The sequence below is a fragment of the Alteromonas sp. 5E99-2 genome (assembly GCF_017368475.1).
GTDB lineage: Bacteria > Pseudomonadota > Gammaproteobacteria > Enterobacterales > Alteromonadaceae > Alteromonas_F.
On record NZ_JAFNJE010000008.1, the window covers coordinates 17,735 to 39,696 of the forward strand.

The 21,962-nt window shown below is 41.3% G+C and carries 18 protein-coding genes and 1 other annotated feature; of the genes, 4 read left to right on the forward strand and 14 right to left on the reverse strand.

Annotated elements, in window-relative coordinates; genetic code table 11:
• Positions 1-82: 82 nt before the first annotated feature.
• Complete coding sequence (locus J3L16_RS09685; RefSeq protein ID WP_207612778.1) at positions 83-3,496, reverse strand: TonB-dependent receptor; 3,414 nt, start codon at positions 3,494-3,496, stop codon at positions 83-85.
• A 468-nt stretch (positions 3,497-3,964) separates the two neighbouring features.
• The gene (locus J3L16_RS09690; RefSeq protein WP_207612779.1) at positions 3,965-5,074 is read right to left on the reverse strand and encodes a glycosyltransferase; all 1,110 of its coding nucleotides are present in this window, start codon (positions 5,072-5,074) and stop codon (positions 3,965-3,967) included.
• 102 nt (positions 5,075-5,176) lie between these two features.
• Here J3L16_RS09690 and J3L16_RS09695 point away from each other — a divergent pair, with 102 nt between their 5' ends.
• Positions 5,177-5,575: an MAPEG family protein gene (locus tag J3L16_RS09695; protein ID WP_207612780.1), complete on the forward strand. Its 399-nt coding sequence runs from the start codon at positions 5,177-5,179 to the stop codon at positions 5,573-5,575.
• A 42-nt stretch (positions 5,576-5,617) separates the two neighbouring features.
• Here the strand turns inward: J3L16_RS09695 and J3L16_RS09700 are convergent, their stop codons facing one another.
• Positions 5,618-7,162 carry a sulfite reductase flavoprotein subunit alpha gene (locus J3L16_RS09700; protein ID WP_207612781.1) on the reverse strand — a complete coding sequence of 515 codons (1,545 nt, stop codon included), beginning with the start codon at positions 7,160-7,162 and terminating at the stop codon, positions 5,618-5,620.
• A gap of 109 nt (positions 7,163-7,271) precedes the next feature.
• On the reverse strand, positions 7,272-7,688 hold the full coding sequence (locus tag J3L16_RS09705; RefSeq protein WP_207612782.1) for a PAS domain-containing protein: 417 nt from the start codon (positions 7,686-7,688) through the stop codon (positions 7,272-7,274).
• A gap of 109 nt (positions 7,689-7,797) precedes the next feature.
• On the opposite strand from J3L16_RS09705, the gene J3L16_RS09710 reads away from it, so the two are divergent.
• Positions 7,798-8,175, forward strand: coding sequence for an Rrf2 family transcriptional regulator (locus J3L16_RS09710; RefSeq protein ID WP_207612783.1), 378 nt, complete (start codon positions 7,798-7,800; stop codon positions 8,173-8,175).
• Between the two features lie 173 nt (positions 8,176-8,348).
• Positions 8,349-11,231: a pitrilysin family protein gene (locus J3L16_RS09715; RefSeq protein ID WP_207612784.1), complete on the forward strand. Its 2,883-nt coding sequence runs from the start codon at positions 8,349-8,351 to the stop codon at positions 11,229-11,231.
• A gap of 134 nt (positions 11,232-11,365) precedes the next feature.
• Here the strand turns inward: J3L16_RS09715 and hisIE are convergent, their stop codons facing one another.
• From hisIE to hisG, 8 genes are read right to left on the reverse strand one after another with little or no spacing between them, the layout of a single operon-like run.
• Positions 11,366-11,986 carry a bifunctional phosphoribosyl-AMP cyclohydrolase/phosphoribosyl-ATP diphosphatase HisIE gene (hisIE, locus tag J3L16_RS09720; protein ID WP_207612785.1) on the reverse strand — a complete coding sequence of 207 codons (621 nt, stop codon included), beginning with the start codon at positions 11,984-11,986 and terminating at the stop codon, positions 11,366-11,368.
• Between the two features lie 28 nt (positions 11,987-12,014).
• The gene (gene hisF / locus J3L16_RS09725) at positions 12,015-12,791 is read right to left on the reverse strand and encodes an imidazole glycerol phosphate synthase subunit HisF (RefSeq protein ID WP_207612786.1); all 777 of its coding nucleotides are present in this window, start codon (positions 12,789-12,791) and stop codon (positions 12,015-12,017) included.
• Positions 12,773-13,510 (reverse strand): 1-(5-phosphoribosyl)-5-[(5-phosphoribosylamino)methylideneamino]imidazole-4-carboxamide isomerase, encoded by a 738-nt coding sequence (gene hisA / locus J3L16_RS09730; protein WP_207612787.1) that lies wholly within the window; start codon positions 13,508-13,510, stop codon positions 12,773-12,775. Before hisA ends, hisF begins: the two co-directional genes overlap by 19 nt.
• Positions 13,507-14,115: an imidazole glycerol phosphate synthase subunit HisH gene (gene hisH, locus J3L16_RS09735; protein ID WP_207612788.1), complete on the reverse strand. Its 609-nt coding sequence runs from the start codon at positions 14,113-14,115 to the stop codon at positions 13,507-13,509. The genes hisA and hisH overlap by 4 nt, the downstream gene beginning before the upstream one ends.
• The gene (gene hisB, locus J3L16_RS09740) at positions 14,115-15,182 is read right to left on the reverse strand and encodes a bifunctional histidinol-phosphatase/imidazoleglycerol-phosphate dehydratase HisB (protein ID WP_207612789.1); all 1,068 of its coding nucleotides are present in this window, start codon (positions 15,180-15,182) and stop codon (positions 14,115-14,117) included. Before hisB ends, hisH begins: the two co-directional genes overlap by 1 nt.
• On the reverse strand, positions 15,182-16,261 hold the full coding sequence (gene hisC, locus J3L16_RS09745) for a histidinol-phosphate transaminase (protein ID WP_207612790.1): 1,080 nt from the start codon (positions 16,259-16,261) through the stop codon (positions 15,182-15,184). Before hisC ends, hisB begins: the two co-directional genes overlap by 1 nt.
• On the reverse strand, positions 16,254-17,567 hold the full coding sequence (hisD, locus tag J3L16_RS09750; RefSeq protein WP_207612791.1) for a histidinol dehydrogenase: 1,314 nt from the start codon (positions 17,565-17,567) through the stop codon (positions 16,254-16,256). The genes hisC and hisD overlap by 8 nt, the downstream gene beginning before the upstream one ends.
• Positions 17,568-17,572: 5 nt before the next feature.
• Positions 17,573-18,475: an ATP phosphoribosyltransferase gene (gene hisG, locus J3L16_RS09755; RefSeq protein ID WP_207612792.1), complete on the reverse strand. Its 903-nt coding sequence runs from the start codon at positions 18,473-18,475 to the stop codon at positions 17,573-17,575.
• A gap of 62 nt (positions 18,476-18,537) precedes the next feature.
• Positions 18,538-18,655, reverse strand: a sequence feature (His leader region).
• A 242-nt stretch (positions 18,656-18,897) separates the two neighbouring features.
• Between hisG and J3L16_RS09760 the strand changes: the two genes are divergently transcribed.
• Positions 18,898-19,314 carry a hypothetical protein gene (locus J3L16_RS09760; protein WP_207612793.1) on the forward strand — a complete coding sequence of 139 codons (417 nt, stop codon included), beginning with the start codon at positions 18,898-18,900 and terminating at the stop codon, positions 19,312-19,314.
• Between the two features lie 136 nt (positions 19,315-19,450).
• Here the strand turns inward: J3L16_RS09760 and J3L16_RS09765 are convergent, their stop codons facing one another.
• Positions 19,451-19,639 (reverse strand): hypothetical protein, encoded by a 189-nt coding sequence (locus J3L16_RS09765; RefSeq protein WP_207612794.1) that lies wholly within the window; start codon positions 19,637-19,639, stop codon positions 19,451-19,453.
• A 95-nt stretch (positions 19,640-19,734) separates the two neighbouring features.
• Positions 19,735-21,819, reverse strand: coding sequence for a transcriptional regulator (locus J3L16_RS09770; protein ID WP_207612795.1), 2,085 nt, complete (start codon positions 21,817-21,819; stop codon positions 19,735-19,737).
• Between the last annotated feature and the right edge of the window lie 143 nt (positions 21,820-21,962).

The following is a 21,962-nucleotide window of genomic DNA, read 5'->3' on the forward strand; positions in this document are numbered from 1 at the left end:
GACGAAAAAAAGCCCTGCTAATAATTTTATTATTTAGCAGAGCCTTTTGTTATAACCTGTTATAGGTCAATAAGTCAGATGACTAGAATTTAGCTGTTAATCCAACCGAAAATCGTCTTCCTAAAGAATTTAATGTTTCGAATTGGGTAGGGTTAAAATCTCTATCAGCAATATTATTTACCACAAATTGAGCTGTAAGGTTCTCGTTAATCGCATAACGTGCACTGTAGTTTAGTACATTAAATGATGGCCTTCTAAAGTCTGCGGGTAATTCAGAAAACGTCGAAGGATCAGTTTGAACATCGTCTACTGTTGATGATGTAAAGAACCATTGTAGGTTATGAGATAACGCGCCAAATTGGTGGCTCACTGTGAGTACCGTGTTCCACTCTGCATCGCCGTCTTCACCGTCACGAGGATTTGTATTTCCTGCTGCAGTTTCAGAGAACTCTAGCAGTCTATAAGCTGACCCATTTACGCGAAATGCGCCTAAACTTCCAGCATCAAACCCATAATCCGCAGTAAGGTAATATGAACGAACTTTCGTTGAACCTTGGTTAAGGGTTGGAAAAAACGAAAAAGTAGACGTAAGTGCTTGTTGATCCTGAGCTGGTGTACCGGGGTTTGCGACAGGGTTAACTGGCTGTCCATTTACAGGATTAACACTGGGTACAATAAACGATCCTGGGTTATTCGGGTCTTCAACCGCAAAAACCAACGCATTACATGCATCAAACCCACCAACAAGTGCTTCTGGAAAGGTGGGAGAATCGAAACATTCAGTACCTAACCCAGCTAAACCAATTTCTCCGGTTAGTTCCAATTCATAATAATCGAAACTAACGGTTAGTCCTTTAATAAAGGCTGGTGTATAAACAAAGCCTGCTGTCCATGAGTCAGACTCTTCATTTTCTAAACCTGGATTACTAGCGCCAGCTGCAGGTGCTGCACCACCGGGAGCTTGGAAGCCTTCAAGTACCGAAACGTCAAGCCCTAAACTTTCGACAAAAACTTCACAGTTTGTTCTTCTAATCGCAGGACCTGAATCAATAACGTCTTCGTCACAAGGGTTGCCATCCGCTCGCCCTAATGTAGAAAATCCCGTAATACCTGCACCAAATAATTCAACAATTGACGGCGAACGAATTGCACTAGATATACTTCCTCGCAACGTTAAATCGTCGATAGGTTTCCATCTAAGTCCTAGGTTAAATACGTCGTCTTCAGATGAAGACGTTAAATTGAATGGGCCACCTTCACCATCCCTCTCAACTCTTCGCACTGCACCTTCTAAAACTAGGCTTTCGACAAATGGCAATGTAAAGTCGCCACCAAAAATAGGAATAGATAGCTCTAAACCATATTCCACAAACTCGGCTTCACCAACTGAGCCTTGCCCTGTTGTATTTCGCGCCAAGCCACTTGCGAAAGTCTCTCCTGGGGTAAATTCATTTTCTTCTTTACGATATTCAACTTGAGTACTAAATACCGCCCAACCACCAGGTAATTCATAAACGTCACCACCAAACTGAGCATTAAGGTAAAGTTGTTCGCTAACATTAGTTGAATCGCTCGATGTTGTTACGTAATCAATGGCTTCTTGAGAAGGAGCGCCTTCACCAAAAAGGTTTAACGGCTGGCAGGCGTCAACTTGCGCTTGTGTTGGAACTAAGCTCACCGTGGTATTTATAAAAGATAATCCGGGGTTACGAATATCAATCGCTTCTGGAGAGTCTAATGTTTGTTGTCGACACACAGCTTGGCCATTTTGTAATACAACGTCAGTTGCTAGTGCAAACTCAATGTCAAAAAGTTGTTCTGCAAAGTTATCTGTTTCTACGCGGCCATAGGCGCCAGATACGCCCCAATTAAAGAAACGTTCTTTTACTTCAAAGTCACCGGTCACACTCTGGCTGGTACGGAAAAAGTCTGTAGAGCTTCCCTCGAAACTAGGGCCAGAAATGTCTGCTAACGAACGACTTAAATACAACGCGCGTGAGCCGTTAATTTCATCAACAACCAAGCCTTCTCCAACTAGTTCATCGATAACACCTCTCGCTTGGTCATTTAGGAAAGGGTTTTCATCAATGAAAACTGGTATCGCTCGAGTACCGCCGGCTGTGCCTCCCAGAGGCGTATTGTTTAACGGTGCTTGGATAGAAACGTTATCAATTTTGGAATAAAAGTAATCGCCTTTGTAAGTGATATTATCTGTAATATCAAAACGAGTAAGTATATTAACTGAAAATCTTTCTTGCTCTGATTGCAAGTTGTCAAATATACCAATAGGTAAACCATCTCCTCCAATAACTGTATTTTGATCCGCTGCGTTAGGTGGTGTTATGTTGCCGATATTAAAGTTAACTAAATTACCATTGCTATCAAAGCCAAGAGGTACTGCGCGATTGGGTAAAAAAGCACTTGTGTTAGGATCGGTATTAGGTACTGTTAAGAAAGTACCTGTTGGAGAAAAGGTGCCAACGAACAAGTTTGGATCAATAGCTTGACCCGCGGCAGTTTGAGCAAAATCAAACGGTGATCCTAAGCCTGCCGCAGTGAATGCATCATTTAAAGCCGTAGGAAAGAATTGAGTATTGGACGAGCCACCGAGAACTCCGCCACTAACCAATAATCCACCTGGAGCATTTAGAGGATTAGTTGAACCAGGAACAAATACAGTACTGGGAAGCCCATCCTCACCATTGACGTTGAATGGATTTATAATTTCAGCTGCTTGTTGTCCATCCAACCTACTTGGGTTATTAGCTTGAACCAGATTCGTCTTAAAATATTCGAATGAACCTGTAATATTCGCACGGCCATCTTTGAAATTTTTACCTGCAAGAATGTTAAATCGAAAGTTCTCGCCGTCACCTCGGTCAGTTACACCGTAACGTGTTGTTGCTTCCACGCCTTCGTAATCATCTTTTAATATAATATTGACGACACCGGCTACTGCATCTGCGCCATAAGTCGCACTACCGCCGCTACCTATCACTATTTCAGTTCGGTCAATTAACGAAGGGTTGATCAGAGATAAATCAACTTGAGCTCCATTTGCATTCCCAGGTACAAAAACTGTTGCTTGGTTGGAGCTTACAAAACGCTGACCATTAATAAGAGTGAGCGTTCGGTTCGTTTGGAGGTTAAGCAAATCGGGGTTAGCCGTGTTATCACCAAATTGCGTATTGTTTCCTTGAATGTTGGTACCTGCACCTACAAAAGGAAGCTCTTCAAGAGCTTCAATTGGGTTAGTGTATTGGCGGAGTTCTATTTTTTCTGAAGATACTTCTACTACTGGAATAGTGTCATCACCAATACTTCTTCTTAGCAATCGAGAACCAGTAACACTGACCCTTTCAACTGACTTTTCTTCTTCTGCCGACTCTGCTGTGCTTTCTTGAGCTAGAACCGGTGCAGCTAAAATAATTCCACTTGTGATAGCTGAGCTTATTAATATTTTTTCTAATGTTTTTGCTAGTGTAGATTTTTTCATTCTGTCTGCTCCAAAATCCAATTGATGTTGTTTCCTTGACTAATCACCCATGTACTTATTATTAAATTACAATTAAATTTTTATTTCATGGGACTTAAAACGCTATCAGATATCAGAATGGCAGAAAAGGTAACTACAGGAATTAGAAAAACCCCTTGAAATGTTAAGAAAATGCTTTTGGTATGAAGATTAAATGTAACGTTATTTCTGAGGGGAAGGTGAATTCTTATTACAAATAACAGGGTAAGCCTAATAATTAAAGAGCTCTATGACAGTTTAAAAATTCAACGTGGAGTTGAACTAAAGGGTTAATTGATTAACACAAATTAAACAAAAGGATAGTTTTGTTATAGTTTGTAAGTTTACCTTTACATTTGTTTTGTATTTATTTTAAGCATCCAAAGTGATATTGAGAGAAGGAGGTTGTCATTTCTCTGGCTTAAATGGTTTATTGAGAATTGCGAGAGCTTATTTAATCGACTGGTACAAATCACTAAAACGCTTCACGAAAACAGTTAAGTTAAAATGCTGTACAACCCGGTTTCTGGCGTTTTCAGCTAAGCTTTGACGCTGCTTTTCATCCTTAATTAACAAGCTAACTTTATCCGCCAACTCACTTGGTTGATGAGGGTTAACTAATAAGCCTGATTCGCCGTCTATTATTGCTTCTGGAATACCATTAACATTGGTGCTTACAATGGCTTTTTTCATTGCCATGGCTTCTAGGATTGCAATAGGAAACGCTTCTTGATGGGATGCGCACACAAGAATGTCGAGCTGATTTAATTGCGCCAATACATCGGGAATTTGGCCATGGAAGGTGGTGATGTCGGCTAACCCTAACTGTTGTACTTTTTCTTTTAGCAAAGGCTCTCGTGGTGCTTCTAAAATGTCGCCACCGATAATATGAAAATGTAAACTGTGCTTTTTGGTAATTTCACCGCTGTTGGCGAGTATTGCCGCCATATCGATAAAGTCATCGTGGCCTTTTCGTTCTTGCAGGTTTGCCACTATACCAATATGGATGGTATCTGATGGTGCTTTATCTATTGGAGAAAACCGTGTGATATCTACGCCGTTATGAATACATTGTAGGGCAATATTAGGGTTAATTTTGGCAATGTGAGTGCCGACTTCATTTTGTAAATCTTCACTACAAAATGCGCATACATCGGGTTTAGGCAAACCTTTGAATAGCCATTGGAGGTGGTTAAATTGGAAAGGAAAATGGTAATGAGATAACACTTTTACCTTTGCTAATTTGGCAGCAATCACCACGGCACGAGTGCAATAGGGGTCTGCAGTGTGAATAACCGAAATATTATTGCGCCGTAACCATTTTACCCACTGACCAACTTGCTTTAGGGTCGCAATTAGATTGGATAAGCCCGGTTGTTGAATCGGCATTACCATAAAAGGGATGTTTCGTTCTAAAGCCCATTGTTCAAAATCCCCTGATTCAGGACAAACTAAACTAGGTTGGAAAACTTTTTTATCAAGCCCTTCCATTAGCATTTGTGATACACGCTCTGCGCCACCAATTTTTGCGACACTATGAACAAAAGCAATGTTTATCACGGTACGTCCTTTTTATATTTGTATAGGCTTAATGCGTGTTATGGTAACAAATTATCACAGCTAAGCTGAAGCTTGGTGTTAATTTAATTATAAGGAAGAACCATGATATTACCTGTTAGTGCCTTTTACGCTGGACTATTTGGTCTGTGTTACTTTTATTTATCGGTGTTGGTTATTAAAGAAAGAACAAAAGGCGGAATAAGCTTAGGCGATGGTAATATTGATGAACTAAACCGCGCTATTCGCGCCCATTGTAATTTTATTGAATACGTACCCTTATGTTTACTGTTGTTAATTTGCTTAGAATTAAATACGACCTATTCAGCATTTCTTCATGGAACTGCAATTACTTTATTAGTAGGGCGTTTGTTACATGCCTATGGCTTGCGTAAACATGTGTTACCAGGGTGGCAGAGAAAGTGCGGTATGTTATTGACTTTTATTGCGCTAATTACATTAGCAGTGGCGAATTTGTCACTTGTTTATTGGAAGTCGCTGTGATGACAGCTGCTTGTTTTTCTGTTTTTAATTAAGGATTTGTATTTAATACAAATCCTTGTGATAGCGTGAGTCACTAACTAATTGGAGTAACCATTGTTTTGCGTTTGACTCGCTCATAGCGCCGAACTTAATAGCGATATCAGTGAGTTCACTGTCAATACTTTTATCTAACTTTGCTTTACTTCCACAAATGTAGATTTCCGCACCTTGAAGTATGAGCGCCCAAATCAACTCCCCTTGCTCTCGTATTTTATTTTGGACATACATTTTTTGAGTTTGATCTCGAGAAAAAGCCGTATGAATGTGGGTTAAGTGTTTAGTGTCTATAAAATGCTTTAACTCATCTTCATAAAAGAAATCATTTTTTGCATAACGCTCGCCAAAAAATAGGTGAGTGTCTGCCTGTCGCTTACTTGCTAAAAAGCCAATATGAGGTGCAATGCCGACACCAGCGGCTATTAAAATTAGTGGTTTTTTCGTATCATCAGGCAAATGAAAATGCGGGTTAGAGCGGGTGTAAATATTAACACGAGAACCCACTTTACTCTTTGCTAAAAAATGGCTTACCGTACCTGTGTATTGCTGCGCGCCCCGATAGTAATTCACTTCCCTAATACATATCCGCACGGTATCAGCCGATGCTTTACCACAAGATGCAATTGAATAAGCTCTTGGCGATGGTTCTGCCAGCACAGTTAATAGCTCATCAAGAGGGAGTGTCTCAATAGAGCAATAATCTGTTAACAAGTCGGCTAAGTCTCTGCCATAACAATATTCGGTCAGTTGCGATGTGGCGCTCATTTTTGTGAGTGCTTTTAACGCTTTGCTGTTGGTGATTTTTGCTAGGGCTCTTATGAGAGGTTTATTTAGTCGCTTAAGTTCTTTTGTTGCTAACAGCTTACGTTGAGAATCACTGACTACTCCATAAAATAAAACAACGCGTTCTATGGCTAATGGATTTACCGGAGGCAACACATAGAGTAAGTCGCCTGCCAAATAGTTAATGCCGCTGTTGGCAATATCAAAATTGATATCGTATGCGGGGAAGTCACCTTTGTTTAAGGGAGTTATGGATTTTATCTTAGCGGAAAATGCGTGCTTTTCGTCATAGGGTTTGACTTGCAAGGTTAGCTTTTTTAATGGTTCTGGATGACCTGATAGGTGCTTGATAATAGCGTCTGACCATTGCTCAAAAAAAGGTAAGTAATCCACATCGGCATCGACCCGCTGAGCAATAGCAGTTGCGCCACTTTTCGTTAATAACTCATTAAGCTCTATAGAAAAACCACAAAATTTAGGGTACGAAACATCGCCTAATCCAAATACCGCAAATTGGCATTCAACACTAATGTTTGCGAGTAATTGTTGATGAAGAGTCGCGGCATTGGCCGGAGGCTCGCCATCGCCAAAGCTACTCGTCACCAAAAATAAGATGTCGTCTTTAGATAATGTTGAAACGGCACAATCGTTGATTGATGTGATGTCAAAAGTACTCATCCCGTGGGTGGTTAATTTTTCTTTTAGCGTGTGGGCTAAACGAAGTGAGTTACCTGATTCGGAACCATACGCGATATATATATTGGGCATAATGAGCTACGTAAAATTGAGAGAGCTTATTTCTTCTGTATGAAACCCGTTAAAATAAGCAGCCCTAGTTTGAGTTGTCACCGCTTTTTTTGGCGGCAACTGATAATAACTAATCGTAATAGTCGTCAAATTGTTCTTTGGAAAATTCTACGCTATCGTAATCGCCCATTAGGTCGTTGATAACACGACGTACACTAATGTATTCAACAATATCACCTGAATCATTCTTTATGGGTTGCACTGTTGTGTCTACAACATACAACGCCCCACCTTTACCCCTGTTAGGAATAATGCCTGTCCAAATGTCACCTGCTTGAATGGTATCCCACATATGTTTATAAACAGATTTAGGTATTGATGGATCACGCACAATACTGTGTGGTTGTCCAACTAACTCTTCACGAGCAAAACCCGTGAGGGTACAAAATAAGTCGTTTACGTAGGTAATGTTACCTTGTAAGTCAGTTTTAGAAACAACAAAGGCGTCTTCTACGGCTTTGAGTACTTGTGTATTAATATTTTCCATTTCACTTTCCTGAAGGTTAATTAAAGGTGTATTTAAAATGCATCTTTAATCATACATTTAAAATGCATCTTTAAAAATGTTTTTTTTTGTTACAATGAGAGTTATGAAAATGACTAAGCAAACAGATTTCGCGCTGCGTACTTTGATATACCTAGCCAAACAGGACAGTGGAAAGCGAGTTTTAGTACAAGAAATTTCGACGGCATACGCTATTCCACTTAATCACTTAACAAAAATAGTGAATAAGTTGAGCCAGTTAGGTTATATCAAAAGTTACCGAGGGCGCCATGGTGGAGTAGAGCTGGGTAAAGATGCATTTGATATATGTATTCGCCAAGTTATTGAAGATTTTGAGCCATCTTTAAGTCCTGCGGATTGTGATAACTGCGTGCTTGATGGTACCTGTGACTTAAAAGGGCATTTGGAGTTAGCTAATCAGGCGTTTTTGAACGCGCTGGGCAGTAAATCTTTAGCTGATATGGTTTAATAAACTATCAATCGTCATAAGTGATTTTCAAGCATCAACCGTTTCTATTTAACGTAAGTTGCAACACTTACTTACATTTTGAACCATGCCGTAATAGTTAGACACAAGTAGAATAGTGCTAACTCGTTTTCCAATCATAGACTTTCTATATTTGTTTCATTGAGGATGTAATATTGAAAAAGTGGATCACATTAGGTACAGCAGTCATATTGTCTGCGTGCCACAATCAAACCGTAAATGACCCCTCGTTAGTAACCGACGACACAGTTACCAACCAAGCTATAAGTTTGCCGGCAGGTATTACACTGGTTGAGCAGGTTTCTCGCCAAGGCGATGAAATTGTTATTCCCTATTCAAAGTACCGTTTGGCTAATGGCTTAACCGTTGTGTTGAGTGAAGACCAGTCAGATCCTCTTGTACACGTTGATGTAACTTACCATGTAGGCTCGGCAAGAGAAGATTTGGGCAATTCTGGATTTGCACACTTTTTTGAACACATGATGTTTCAAGGCTCAGAAAATGTAGGTGATGAAGAGCACTTTAAAATAGTGTCTGAATCGGGTGGTACATTAAACGGTACAACCAACTCCGACCGCACAAACTATTTTCAAACAGTACCAGCGAACCAACTTGAAAAAATGTTGTGGTTAGAAGCCGATCGCATGGGCTTTTTGTTAAATGCAGTGACTCAAGAGAAGTTCGAAGTTCAACGCGAAACCGTAAAAAATGAGCGAGGACAACGGGTTGATAATGCGCCTTATGGCCGTGTTTTTGAAACTATATCAATGGGGCTATACCCTGAAGGTCATCCTTATTCTTGGCCAACCATAGGTTTTATTGAAGATTTAAATCGCGTTAACGTTAACGACCTTAAAAAATTCTTCTTGCGTTGGTATGGACCCAACAACGCGACATTAACTGTTGGCGGAGCGGTAAACCCAGAGCAAACACTTGCACTTATTAACCACTACTTTGGTTCTATTCCTCGTGGACCAGAAGTGGAAAATGCCCCTAAGCCTTTAGTGACATTAGATAAAAACCGCTATATTTCGATGGAAGACAACATTCACTTACCAGCTGTTGTGATGTCGTTTCCTACGGTTTATGCTCGTCACGAAGATGAACCAGCATTAGATTTGTTAGCTGAAATTTTAGGTGTAGGTAAAACATCATTATTGTATAAAAATCTGGTGAAAAACGGTGTAGCCGTCCAATCTCAGGTTTCCCACTCTTGTCAAGAACTCGCTTGTAACTTCTTTATGTTTGCGCTACCTAATCCGGCTGCGGGTAAGACGTTAGCGGAATTGGAAGCAGTTATTCGTGCCTCATTCAAAGAGTTTGAAGAACGTGGCGTTACCGACGACGACCTTGCAAAAGTGAAGGCAAAACGGGAAGCAAATACGGTATTTGGTTTGCAGTCTGTACGTGGAAAGGTAAGCCAGTTAGCCTTTTATGAAACCTTTACGGGTAATCCTAACTATATTAGCAAAGACATAACCCGTTATAACGAGGTTACTAAAGACGATGTTGTTCGCGTATACAACACCTATTTAAAAGACAAACCTTCGGTTATTCTAAGCGTTGTGCCTAATGGCAAGTTAGATACCATAGCTCACGAAGATACCTTTGTTTTACCGAAAAGAGACTTCACAGAGCAGTCTACAACTGATGCTTCGCAATTGAATGTGCGCGAAGCAACGGATGATTTTGACCGTAGCGTACAGCCTAAAGCCGGTGCTAACCCACTAGTAACTATTCCAGATTTTTGGGAAAAGAGTTTAACTAATGGTATTTCGGTATTAGGTACGCAAAGCTTAGAAACACCTACAACAAGCTTGTTGTTAAAAATACCAGCTGGACATTTAGCCAATACACCTGCGCAAGCAGGTTTGGCGAATATCACTACGTCTTTATTAAATGAAGCGACCACTGTGCGCAGCAATGAAAGCATGAGCTTGGCACTGCAAAAGCTAGGCAGTAGTATTCGCATTAGTGCTGGTGGTGCTTATACCAATGTCTTTGTAAGCACTTTGTCGAAAAACCTCGATGAAACTATGGCCTTAGTGCTAGAAAAGCTGACTAAACCTGCCTTTAACGATGAAGACTTTAATCGAATTAAAGGTCAGACATTACAAAATATTCAAAATGCCCGAAAAGATGCTAATGCGTTGGCAGCAGAAGGGTGGAGTGCCTTATTGTTTGGCAATACGATTGCCGGTGTATCTGAAGCTGGCACATTGTCTAGCGTCACGAATATAACTCAAGACGATGTGAAAGGGTTTTATGCCGATTACATTTTGCCGGAAACCAGCCAATTAATTGTGGTGAGTGATTTACCACAAGCAGACGTTGCAAAATCGTTGTCAGTACTGCAAAGCTGGACAGGCACACCGAAAACCTTTAATCGTAAGTTCGACAGTGTAAAGGTTAACCCAGATACTGTGTATGTGGTGAATAAAGAGGGCGCTGCGCAATCGGTTATTCGTATAGGCAAACAAAGCCTACCTCGTGATTTCACTGGCGAGTTCTTTAAAGCTGACTTGATGAACTTTAACTTGGGTGGTGCGTTCAATAGCCGTATTAATCTTAATTTGCGTGAAGATAAAGGGTATACCTATGGTGCTCGTGCTGGATTCCGTGGTGATAAAGAAGGCGGTATCTTTATGGCATCTGCTGCGGTAAGAGCCGATGTAACAGATGATTCATTTGTTGAATTCAAAAAAGAAATTACGGCATACCAAGCTAAAGGCATGACACAAGACGAGCTAGCATTTATGCAAAATGCGGTAGGTCAACGAGATGCATTAAGCTATGAAACGCCAAATCAAAAGCTAGGTTTTATGGCTGATATTCTTGAATATAATTTGCCAAAAGATTTCACTGAAACTCAAGCTGATATCATTCAAAACACAGCCATTGAAGAATTTAATGCACTTGCTAAAAAGCACTTAGATTTCAACACTATGGCGAAGTTAGTAGTGGGTGATGCAACAACACTAAAACCAGAATTTGAAGCGCTAGGATACAAAGTAGAAATACTAGAGCTGCCTAAATAAGCTTTTAATTACTAGAATGAAAAGCCTACCCCCAATGAGGGTAGGCTTTTTTATATAAAACTTAAAAGTCTTTAAGCTCATAGAATATCAAAAAGTAAGGCCTTGATAACAGATTAGAAGTGAATTTATATCACTTATTTTTGGTGTCTTTGCCTAAGTACGTCGGTAACGTCAGACAGCGACATGTCACTGGCTTGTAGCAGAACCGTTAAGTGGTATAGCAAATCGGCCGCTTCGTTTTTCAACTCTTCGTGGTCGTGTACGGTTGCGGCAAGAGCTGTTTCAACGCCTTCTTCACCCACTTTTTGGGCAATGCGCTTGATGCCTTTGGCATATAAGCTGGCTGTGTAACTGGAATCGGCACTTGCGTTCTTTCTGCCAGCCAATACGGTTTCTAAATCCGCAATAAAAGTCATGTCGGGTACATCACTTTCAAACCAGCAACTTTCCGCACCGGTATGGCACGTCGGGCCAATGGGGTTGGCAAGTATGAGCAAGGAGTCTTTGTCGCAGTCTGTACTCATAGACACGAAGTTTAGCGTATTCCCGCTAGTTTCACCCTTTGTCCATAAGCGCTGCTTTGAACGGCTGAAAAAGGTAACGTGTTTTGTGTCGAGAGTTTTACTGATTGCGGCTTTGTCCATATACCCTTGCATCAGGACTTTTCCGCTCACTGCATTTTGCACAATCGCTGGCAGTAAGTTGTCCATTTTTTCCCACGCTAAGGCATCTATATTGGTACTATTAATTTTCATTTTTTGTCTCTTTTTATTCGCCCAAGGCTTATATAGGACGAGTGGCAATGCCAGCGTCAATAAGATCCTGTTTCAGTTCAGCCATATTGATCACCGCTTTATGGAACACAGATGCTGCCAGTGCGCCGTCTACATCGGCTTGCTGGAATACATCAATAAAGTGTTCGATTGCGCCTGCACCACCAGAAGCGATCAGTGGTAAATTGCAGATGTCGCGTACGGCTTTTAGCTGTTGAATATCATAGCCTTGGCGTACGCCATCTTGATTCATACAGTTGAGTACGATTTCACCCGCGCCCCTAGATTGAACTTCTTTTATCCATTCAAGGGTAGTCCATTTGGTTTGCTGGGTGCGGCTTTCGTCGCCTGTAAACTTATACACTTCGTATTGATTGGTGTCTTTGTTATAAAAACTGTCTACCCCAATAACAACACATTGCTGACCATAAACATCATGCAGTTCGTTTATTAAATCTGGGTTGTTGAGGGCAGGAGAGTTAATGGATATTTTGTCGGCACCCATCTCTAAAATTCGTCCTGCATCTTCGACGGATTTGATGCCGCCAGCCACGCAAAATGGAATATCGATCACTTGTGCAATTCGGCTTACCCAAGATTTGTCGACCACTCTTTGGTCGCTACTGGCGGTAATATCGTAAAAGACCAGCTCGTCGGCTCCGGCTTCAGCATAGCGTTGTGCCAGTGGTACGATATCGCCAACAATTTCGTGATTGCGAAACTGTACGCCTTTCACTACTTTGCCATCGCGAACATCTAAACAGGGGATTATGCGTCTTGCCAGCATGTGATCGCCTCCGACAGTTCAAATTTACCTTCAAGTAATGCACGGCCTAAAATTACGCCAGAAGCACCGGTGGGTTTTAAAGCATCGATATCGCCTAAGCCACCAATACCACCAGAGGCTTGCCATTGAACTGAAGGAAACTGTGCACTCACTTCCTTGTACATTTCAACATTGCTACCTTGTAAGGTGCCATCTCGGCTTATGTCTGTGCATAAAACGTGTTTTGCGCCACTTTCTAGCAATTGGTTAAGCAGAGTTTCAAGCTTTACACCACTGTCTTCTTGCCAGCCGTGAGTGGCTATCATACGTTCGCCTTTGTCATTAATATTGACGTCAAGAGCTAACACAATTTTTTCGCCGCCGTACTTTTTAAGCCATCCAGCTACAAGCTCAGGTTGCTTTGCCGCCAATGAACCGATAACCACACGGGATACACCTAATTCAAGTAGTTGCGCGACTTCTTCTTCGCTGCGAATACCACCGCCTGCTTGAAATTGCATACGTTTGGTGTCGACCATGCGTTTTATTAAAGCGAGTTGACGTTTAGACGGGTCTTTTGCGCCAGTTAAATCGACGATATGTAACCATTCTGCGCCTTCATCTGCATAGTGATGAACTACATCTACAGGGTCTTTTTGATAGGCGGTTTTTTGGTCGTAATCACCTTGATAAAGTCTGACAACTTGACCGTCAATGAGGTCGATAGCGGGAATGATCATACGCGCTCCACAAAATTCTTTAATAGTTGTGCGCCGGCGTCGCCAGAGCGTTCAGGGTGGAACTGTACACCGTAGAAATTATCTTTGTGCAATGCGGCAGAAAATGGTGTGCCATAATCGCAGGTTGCTAAGGTGTGAGGCCCAACGGCAACACTGAAACTATGAACAAAATAAAAATAACTATTTTCGGCAATACCGTGAAATAAAGGATTGTCTTTTTCTGTTTTAACCGTATTCCAGCCCATGTGAGGCAAGCGTAAATCGCCTACTTGCATACGCTCAACCGCGCCAGGAATTAGCGATAAGCACTCAATGCTGTCTTGGCGGGTTTCTTTGGACGTTTCTACCATCAATTGCATGCCCAAACATACACCAAGTACAGGCTGAGTGAGCGAGCGAACGACGTCGATTAGCTGTTTATTTGCAATGCTTGTCATGGCGGCATTAGCAGTCCCCACGCCCGGTAAGAACACCTTGTCAGCTTGCCTAATGACGTCTGGGTCATCGGATACAGTCACGGCAACATCAAGACGCTCTAGTGCAAATTTCACTGAAGAAATGTTGGCGCATCCGGTGTTGACGATAACAATGTTTTTGGTACTCATTACAACACTCCTTTGGTACTGGGAAGTGCATCGCCTTTAATTGCAATTGCTTGACCTATGGCACGGGCAAAGGCTTTAAATAACCCTTCAACCTGATGATGCGCATTGCCATCCGATGCAGATAAATGCAGTGATAGCCCCATAGTCTGGGCAATAGAATAGAAAAAGTGCTCTACCATTTCGGTGGCTAAACCACCCACAAGTTCACGGTCAAAGTTAGCTTTAAACACTAAAACTGGGCGGTTAGAGATATCCAGTACACATTCAGCTCGAATTTCATCCATAGGCAAGACAAAGCCATAGCGACCTATGCCTCGTTTGTTACCTAAGGCTTTTTTCAGCGCTTCGCCTAACGCCAAAGCGGTATCTTCAACACTGTGGTGATCGTCGATATGTAAATCACCGTCTACCGCGACATTGAGGTTAAATCCACCATGAGTGGCTAACGCGTCGAGCATATGGTCGAAAAAGCCAATGCCAGTTTGAATACTGCCTTTTTCTTTACTGTCGAGGTTAACGTCAATTTTAATATCAGTTTCTGAGGTTTTGCGTATCACGGTGGCCGTGCGAGGCGCGGTTAAAATGACATTTGCAATTTCGTCCCAATTCAGTGTGGCACGGTCGTATTTTATACCCGTAATTCCCATGTTTTCTGCAAGCTGAACATCGGTATCGCGGTCGCCAATAACATAGCTTTTGGCAAAATCAACGCGACCTTGCTGCAACAAGGGTTTGACTAGGCCTAAGTGAGGTTTTCTGCACGCGCAGCCGTCAGTTGGAAAGTGAGGGCAAATTAATACGTCGTCAAATTTTACACCTTGGCTTTCGAATATTGCCATCATCATTGCGTGAGGCTTATCGAAGTCTTCTTGGGGGTAACTTGATGTACCCAAACCATCTTGGTTGGTGACCATAATTAAACGGTAACCCGCTTGTTGAAAGCGCAAAAGTACGGGAATAACATTGGGCTCAAAAACAAGCTTTTCTAGTGTATCTAGCTGCTTGTCTATAGGAGGCTCTTCAACGAGTGTACCGTCGCGATCGATAAATAAAATAGGCTCACTCATTAAGCGTTGCTCCGATTTTGATAAAACTGCGTAATCAAATCCATGAGTATGGTTTGTTCTTTTTCATTGCTGACGGTTGCCCGTAAGCAATTGGCTAAATTGACTTGTTTTGACTGATCGCGAATAAGCATGCCATTGTCGACTAAATAGCTCATAAGCTCGTCTTTTTGCTTGCATCGAAACAAGACAAAGTTGGCTTTCGCATCGCCGACTAGCTGAATTTGCGGCAAAGTCTGAAGTGCTTTTTCTAACTCGTTGCGCTGGTTTTTTAGCGTAGTGACGTTTTGCGTCAGGGTCATTAAACCTTTTTTACTGAGCGCTTGAGCTGCAACTTGCGCTACGGGCTCTGGTACAGGGTAGGGGGCAATGACTTTCATCAAACTTTGAATAATTTGCGGTTGCGCTAAGGTGAAGCCACAACGAAGACCCGCTAAGCCAAAGGCTTTTGATAAGGTTCGCAATACAACTAAATTGTCGAATTTAGCGAGTTTACTTGCCCAGCCAGCTGAATCGTCAAACTCAATATAGGCTTCGTCAACCACAACTAATGCCTTTCCTGCAAAGTGCTGTAACAGAATTTCAATTTGTTCTGCATCAACATGTGTCCCCGTTGGGTTGTTGGGAGAACAGACAAACACCAACTTCACATCATCAACTTTTGTGATGGCATCTGTGTCTAAAGAGAAATCTGGCAGTAACGGAATACTAGTAACACCGACATTGCAGGTTTCTGCACTTATGGCATACATGCCATAAGTCGGAGGGCAAATCAGTACTTTGTCATTTCCTGGTTCACAAAATGTGCGGATAAGTAGCTCTATACCTTCATCTGCTCCACGAGTGACTATCAGGTTATTGGTTTGGACGCCTGCGTAGCCCGCGTAACCTTCTACTACGGCTTGGGGCTGACAGTCGGGGTAGCGATTGAGCCTTTCATCATTCAGTGAATAGCTATTAGTGAAAGGGCTTTCATTGGCATTAAGAAAGTAGTTTCCACCAGAAAACAAACGTCGTGCCGACTCATAAGGCTTTAACCCTATAAGGTGGGTATTTATGAGTTTTTCCAACCAGTTAGTCATGCCAGTTGTCCTTGTCTTCTAAGGCGTCGAGTCGTACTTTTACGGCATTTTCGTGGGCAGTTAAACCTTCAGCTTTGGCCAATGTCATGATTGCTGGACCTAAATAACGAAGGCCAGTTTGGCTAAGTGTTTGCACTGTATATCGACGCATAAAGTCGACCAAACCTAAACTATTGTAGTTTTTAGAATAGCCGTAGGTCGGTAATACGTGATTTGTACCACTGGCATAATCACCCGCAGATTCAGGAGACCAAGGCCCAACAAAAATAGACCCTGCGTTTTGAATTAGAGGTAAGAACTCACATACTTGGTCGAGTTGCACAATTAAATGTTCAGGTGCGTATTGATTGCTCACTTGCACCGCTTCAGCAACTGAATCGACTAAAATATAGCGAGCGTGCTGCATAGCTTGGGAAGCAATATCAACCCGTGTTAGCTGAGCTAGTTGAGTGGCAACATGATCCTTCGTTTGCTCAATCAATGCTGCGCTATTCGATACCATAACCGATTGTGAGTCGTGGCCGTGTTCTGCTTGGGACAATAAATCTGCGGCAACAAAAGCAGGGTTTGCATTTTCGTCAGCCAGTACCAGTACTTCAGATGGGCCAGCGGGCATATCAATAGCCGCACCTTGAGGTGTTTGCGACACTTGTTGTTTTGCTTCGGTTACAAAACTGTTACCCGGACCAAAGATTTTGTCTACTTTGGTGATGGTCTCTGTGCCAAAGGCCATAGCTGCAATGGCTTGTGCACCGCCACATAAGAATATTTTTTGTACATTACACAGCTTTGCGGCAAAGGCGATTTCAGGGGCAATTAAGCCTTCTTTATTGGGTGGAGTACACAATACTCGAGTCGCGCATTGAGCGACTTGAGAGGGCACGCCCAACATCAATACTGTGGAAGGAAGTGGTGCAGTCCCCCCTGGAATATATAAGCCAACCGCAGACAAGGATGCAAAATGCTGTTCACATACAACGCCTTGGGTAGTTTCTAATATAACCGACTCAGGCTGCTGGGCTTGGTGAAAAGCTTTAATATTGTCATAAGCTATGACAATCGCCTGTTTTACATCTTCATCAACGCTATTTGCCAGAGTATCCCATTGTTCCTCGGACAAGCACAAGGACGTGGTATCAGGGCAATCAAACTGATGAGTCAGTGACAATACGGCCTTATCGCCCTCGGTTTGTACCTGAGCGATAATATCAGCCACTGTTTTTTGCAATGAAACATTGTCTGCGTTGGCAGGTCTTGCCAACGTAGCGCTTTGTTCTGCTGGGGAAAGAGCTGACCAAGTAATCATAATTGTTAACCCATCATTTTTTCGATAGGCATGACTAAAATTGAACTACAGCCTAACGCTTTGAGTTTTTCCATTGTTTCCCAGAACAAGGTTTCTGAACTAACAACGTGCACAGCGACTACGTCGTCATTACCTGCAAGAGACAATACTGTTGGGTTTTCTGAACCCGGCAATAAGCTTTTAACCTGCTCTACGTAGGCTTTAGGCGCATGTAACATGATGTATTTGCTTTCTTTAGCTTGTATTACACCATCGATACGTGGAATCAAACGGTTGATAAGGTCTTGCTTGTCTTCCTCAAGCGCACCGTTTGCACGTTGAATTAACACGGCTTTTGAACGGAAAATCACGTCTTTTTCAACAAGGCCATTGGCTTCTAACGTTGCGCCAGTAGACACAAGGTCACAAATGGCATCGGCAACGCCAGCACGAGGGGCAACTTCTACCGACCCTGTTAGCATTACGGCTTTGGCGTCGACATTGTTTTCTTTGAAGAAGCGCTCAAGTAAATACGGGTAGGTTGTCGCGACTTCTTTTTTGTCTAAAGAGGTAACACTGGTGTAGTCCATTTCATCTGGAACTGCGATAGATAGGCGGCAACCACCGTAATCAAGGCGTCTTAGTGTGATAAAGTCACTGGGCTTACCTGTTGATTGGCGCTCAAGCATTTTTTCTTCAAGCTCGTTTTCGCCAATAAAGCCTAAATCAACAATACCGTCCATGACTAAACCGGGAATATCGTCATCGCGAACACGCAATAAATCGATAGGCATATTGGTGCTGTGTGCAATAAGCAAGCGATCGCGTATTTGTAATTTGATACCGATAGCTTTAAGCAATGCAATACTTTCGTCGCTTAAACGACCTGACTTTTGTATGGCAATACGTAGCCTTTTTCTATCACTCATTGTTAGTGTCCTTAATGTTTTAAATAGCTAGCACGTTGAATATTCACATAAAAAAAGGCGCAACTAAAAACCCCCCGAAAGTTTCCTTTCGAGGGGTTAGCATGAATTTGCGCGCCGCTGAAAGGAATACAACCTTTCAGCACAAACCTGAAAGGTTATGCTTTATGGTGGTGATGATGTGCGCGTGCTTGATTCATAATATTCTGTCTTGCAAAAGTTGGTCGAACTGTATCGAAAGTTGGGTTTGTTTACAAGTGAAACTACTTATGCGAAAGGAAATAACTAAGAACCTAGAACTATAAGCAAAAAGTTAAAACCTCAAGGATTATAAAGAGAGGAATTGAATGCAAAACCTGCTGTCTAGGGTTCAGTAGTGTATTATCAGTAAAAATATGAAAAAAGAATGAAAAAAAGGATTATCTATGACTTCCGAACCTAGAGATTTATTGGCTGAAGAATGGAAACTTATGCAAGGTCAATTCGATTTATATGAATGCTATTCGTTAATTATCAAATTAATCAGTATTGTATTAGCCGCGTTATCGCTAATCTTTGGGTATACCCATTTTGTGATGGTTTTACTTGTTTGTGTATTATGGCTACAAGACGCCATTTGGAAAACATTTCAAGGGCGAATTGAAGTGCGCCTTCTTGAATTAGAAGCTTTCCTTTCTGATGATGAAGAGACGGAATTAGCATTGCCTTTTCAATTTAACACTCGTTACAGCGAAAGCCGCCCGGGTACGGTTGGTCTTTTGATTGAATACTTGAAACAAGCCGCACGTCCTACCGTAGCTTTTCCTTATTGTGTACTTATTTTGTTGGTTTTAGTGCTGTAAAGCATATTACACGTTAGTTTTTATTTGTTTTCGACTGTGCATATAGCTACTTTTATATAATTTTTAGCCTTTATCTCCATTTTTGCCAGCCTCGTTGCTCCGAAGGCTGGTCCTACGTTACCGCCTTCGCCAAAATTTATTGGAATGCCGAAGGTATTCGCCAAAATTGCAACCAGTACACACTTTTTGCTCCGCCACCAATTACATCAATACTGTCATGAATAGTCTGTATTGAACGAACCGCATCAAAGCCACCGAATAAAAAAGAACTGACTTCTTCTAACACAGCATGTACAAGATCTGCTGATGTGGTTTCATGGGGCATTCCCCAAAATACTCCTTTGGGGTTGGGATCATTAAAACACTACATCCGAATTTAGTGTTACCAAAGGGCTATAGCATTACTGTATTTTACCTGTTCTAATTTTTATTACTTTCATCAATTGTGGTGTATATGTCTGCGTTGGCATTTTCAATTTTATGGTAAAAAACTCCCTTTGCTGATAAGTCAAAGTGATTACTATCTGTCTTCAATAGTTTCTTTATGGGTTGTTTTCCATTCCGTTCGAAGAGTTGAAAATGCCCATAGTTAAACTGTTGCCATGTTATATTTTTGCCGAGTTTTTCAAAGCTGAATACTTTTCCGAATAATAAATCTTGTATATCTGGCATTGTTGAAAGGGGTTGTTGAAACCCTGTTTCGCCAGTAAATACGTGACCATTTTTATCTATCCACAGAGTATCATTTGAGTCCGGTGCAAAATGGACAAATTGCCATCTACTAGATTGTATCTGTGAACTATTTGATTGAAGATCATAAAAAAAGATTCGCCACTGCTCTCCATGTTTTTTGCTAAAAGCAATGGTTTTACTATCTCTGACAGATACCGCTTTAAATTCGTTTTGAGGTAAATCTAACTTTTCATCTATACCTGTCTTCTCATCAATTATGTAAATTTCGTTAAGTGTTACACCAATGAGTTTTGAATCATCTGGGAACCACTGTAAATCAAAATAATGTCGGGTGTCATTTGAACGGGTAAGTTTCCGCTTTTGTTTGCCTTGCAAGGTTGAAAGCCAAATCTCCTCTGTTCCTGATGATAAACTAACGTATGCTATTTGATTCCCATGATTTGATAAAACGGCCAGCCGGTCGTCGACTGAGGCACTCATCAGTGCTTTATATTCTTTCCTGGTATTATCCAAATAGTGAATATTTTGATTCACGTGACCTGAAACAAATAGATAATCAATACCATTCGTGTGTCTATGAGGGGAGCGAAGTTGGTGAATTCCAGAGTAAATTACCTTTGGATCTTTTCCATTTAAGTCATAGCTAACCAATTCAAAAGCTGGATGTTGCCCCATTAACACAACTCTTTTACCGGTGTGATCCCAAATACCGCAGCAAATAAATGCGTCTTGCTTGAATAATAATTTAAGGTTTTTAGTCTCAAGATCTAAACTATAGAAACCTTCCCATTGTTGCTCATCAGGGGAAGAAATTAGAATTTTATTTTCTGTCGGATGTACGTCAAACTGGCTATTTCCCCCCAGCACCAATTCTGGTTGAGGAAGTTTGCGCTTTTCTCCTGAAAGCGTATTTAATTCAAATAATTCATAAGGCGCGTTAGCTTGGGGGGCTTCGGTATAAATAAAGTGAGTATCGCTATGCACGAATTCAATTTTGCCATAACTTCCTTTAGGGCATTGGTGAATAAGAGTTGGAGCACCTATTTTCAACCCATCAATATCTCTAGTGAAATATTCACAACTATTTGGTGTGGTGACTAAATAGACGATTTTTGTGCTATTTTTATTCCAAGATGCGGGCCCAACCCATGTATCGTTGGCATTGCCATGATTAATCTCTACACGGGTCTCGTCATTAAGAGATTTAATCCAAAGATGCATTTTTTGATTTTTTATTTCGGTATAGCTGAGATATTGTTGGTCATGAGAGGCCCTAGGTGAAGATTCCTTTCCACTGTCTCGAGTTAATGCTTTTACTTTTACGAGCGTCTGAGCGGCGTTTTTCTGAATATTTTTAGTAAACCCATTAAACATCAAAAAAATGATCAAAGTTAAGCTGAGTATAAAAAAAATATACTTGGTATTAAACCTACTATGAGTTGCACTATTTATTGCTGCTGGGCTTATTACTTTTTGTGAACTAATATTCAAATCAGGTAATTTGTATGGCGCAACAGATGCAATAAATTTATAACCTTTTTTGGGTTGTGTTGCGATAAATGTCGGGTTTTTGGCATCGTCATTAAACGCTTTGCGTAATTTAGTGACAATGCGATTCACCGCATTGTCACTAACAATTCGCCCAAGCCAGACGTGCTCAATTAGCTGGTCCCTACTTAATATTTTCTCAGGATGCTGGCAAAAATAACTCAGTAACTCTGCCACCATGGGTTCTAGCTGAAGTGTTTTATCACCTGTGTCTAGTTTCTGGTGTTTGTCACAAAAAACATACTGCTCTATTTGCCAACGCATGGAGTTTTACACTTAGTTTAAATTTAGATGGTCATTACTCTGAGAAAGTACCATTTAATATACTCATGGTCATTATAAGTCACAACAAATCACTTTTTTTTCATGTTATTTCAGTCTTGTAAATATAGTCTCGAACGCAAACC

Coding starts and splice junctions, on each gene's coding strand:
- J3L16_RS09685 (WP_207612778.1), bottom strand. CDS start 3,496: ATGAAAAAATCTACACTAGCAAAAACATTAGAAAAAATATTAATAAGC.
- J3L16_RS09695 (WP_207612780.1), top strand. CDS start 5,177: ATGATATTACCTGTTAGTGCCTTTTACGCTGGACTATTTGGTCTGTGT.
- J3L16_RS09700 (WP_207612781.1), bottom strand. CDS start 7,162: ATGCCCAATATATATATCGCGTATGGTTCCGAATCAGGTAACTCACTT.
- J3L16_RS09705 (WP_207612782.1), bottom strand. CDS start 7,688: ATGGAAAATATTAATACACAAGTACTCAAAGCCGTAGAAGACGCCTTT.
- J3L16_RS09710 (WP_207612783.1), top strand. CDS start 7,798: ATGACTAAGCAAACAGATTTCGCGCTGCGTACTTTGATATACCTAGCC.
- hisIE (WP_207612785.1), bottom strand. CDS start 11,986: ATGAAAATTAATAGTACCAATATAGATGCCTTAGCGTGGGAAAAAATG.
- hisF (WP_207612786.1), bottom strand. CDS start 12,791: ATGCTGGCAAGACGCATAATCCCCTGTTTAGATGTTCGCGATGGCAAA.
- hisA (WP_207612787.1), bottom strand. CDS start 13,510: ATGATCATTCCCGCTATCGACCTCATTGACGGTCAAGTTGTCAGACTT.
- hisH (WP_207612788.1), bottom strand. CDS start 14,115: ATGAGTACCAAAAACATTGTTATCGTCAACACCGGATGCGCCAACATT.
- hisB (WP_207612789.1), bottom strand. CDS start 15,182: ATGAGTGAGCCTATTTTATTTATCGATCGCGACGGTACACTCGTTGAA.
- hisC (WP_207612790.1), bottom strand. CDS start 16,261: ATGACTAACTGGTTGGAAAAACTCATAAATACCCACCTTATAGGGTTA.
- hisD (WP_207612791.1), bottom strand. CDS start 17,567: ATGATTACTTGGTCAGCTCTTTCCCCAGCAGAACAAAGCGCTACGTTG.
- hisG (WP_207612792.1), bottom strand. CDS start 18,475: ATGAGTGATAGAAAAAGGCTACGTATTGCCATACAAAAGTCAGGTCGT.
- J3L16_RS09760 (WP_207612793.1), top strand. CDS start 18,898: ATGACTTCCGAACCTAGAGATTTATTGGCTGAAGAATGGAAACTTATG.
- J3L16_RS09765 (WP_207612794.1), bottom strand. CDS start 19,639: ATGCCCCATGAAACCACATCAGCAGATCTTGTACATGCTGTGTTAGAA.
- J3L16_RS09770 (WP_207612795.1), bottom strand. CDS start 21,819: ATGCGTTGGCAAATAGAGCAGTATGTTTTTTGTGACAAACACCAGAAA.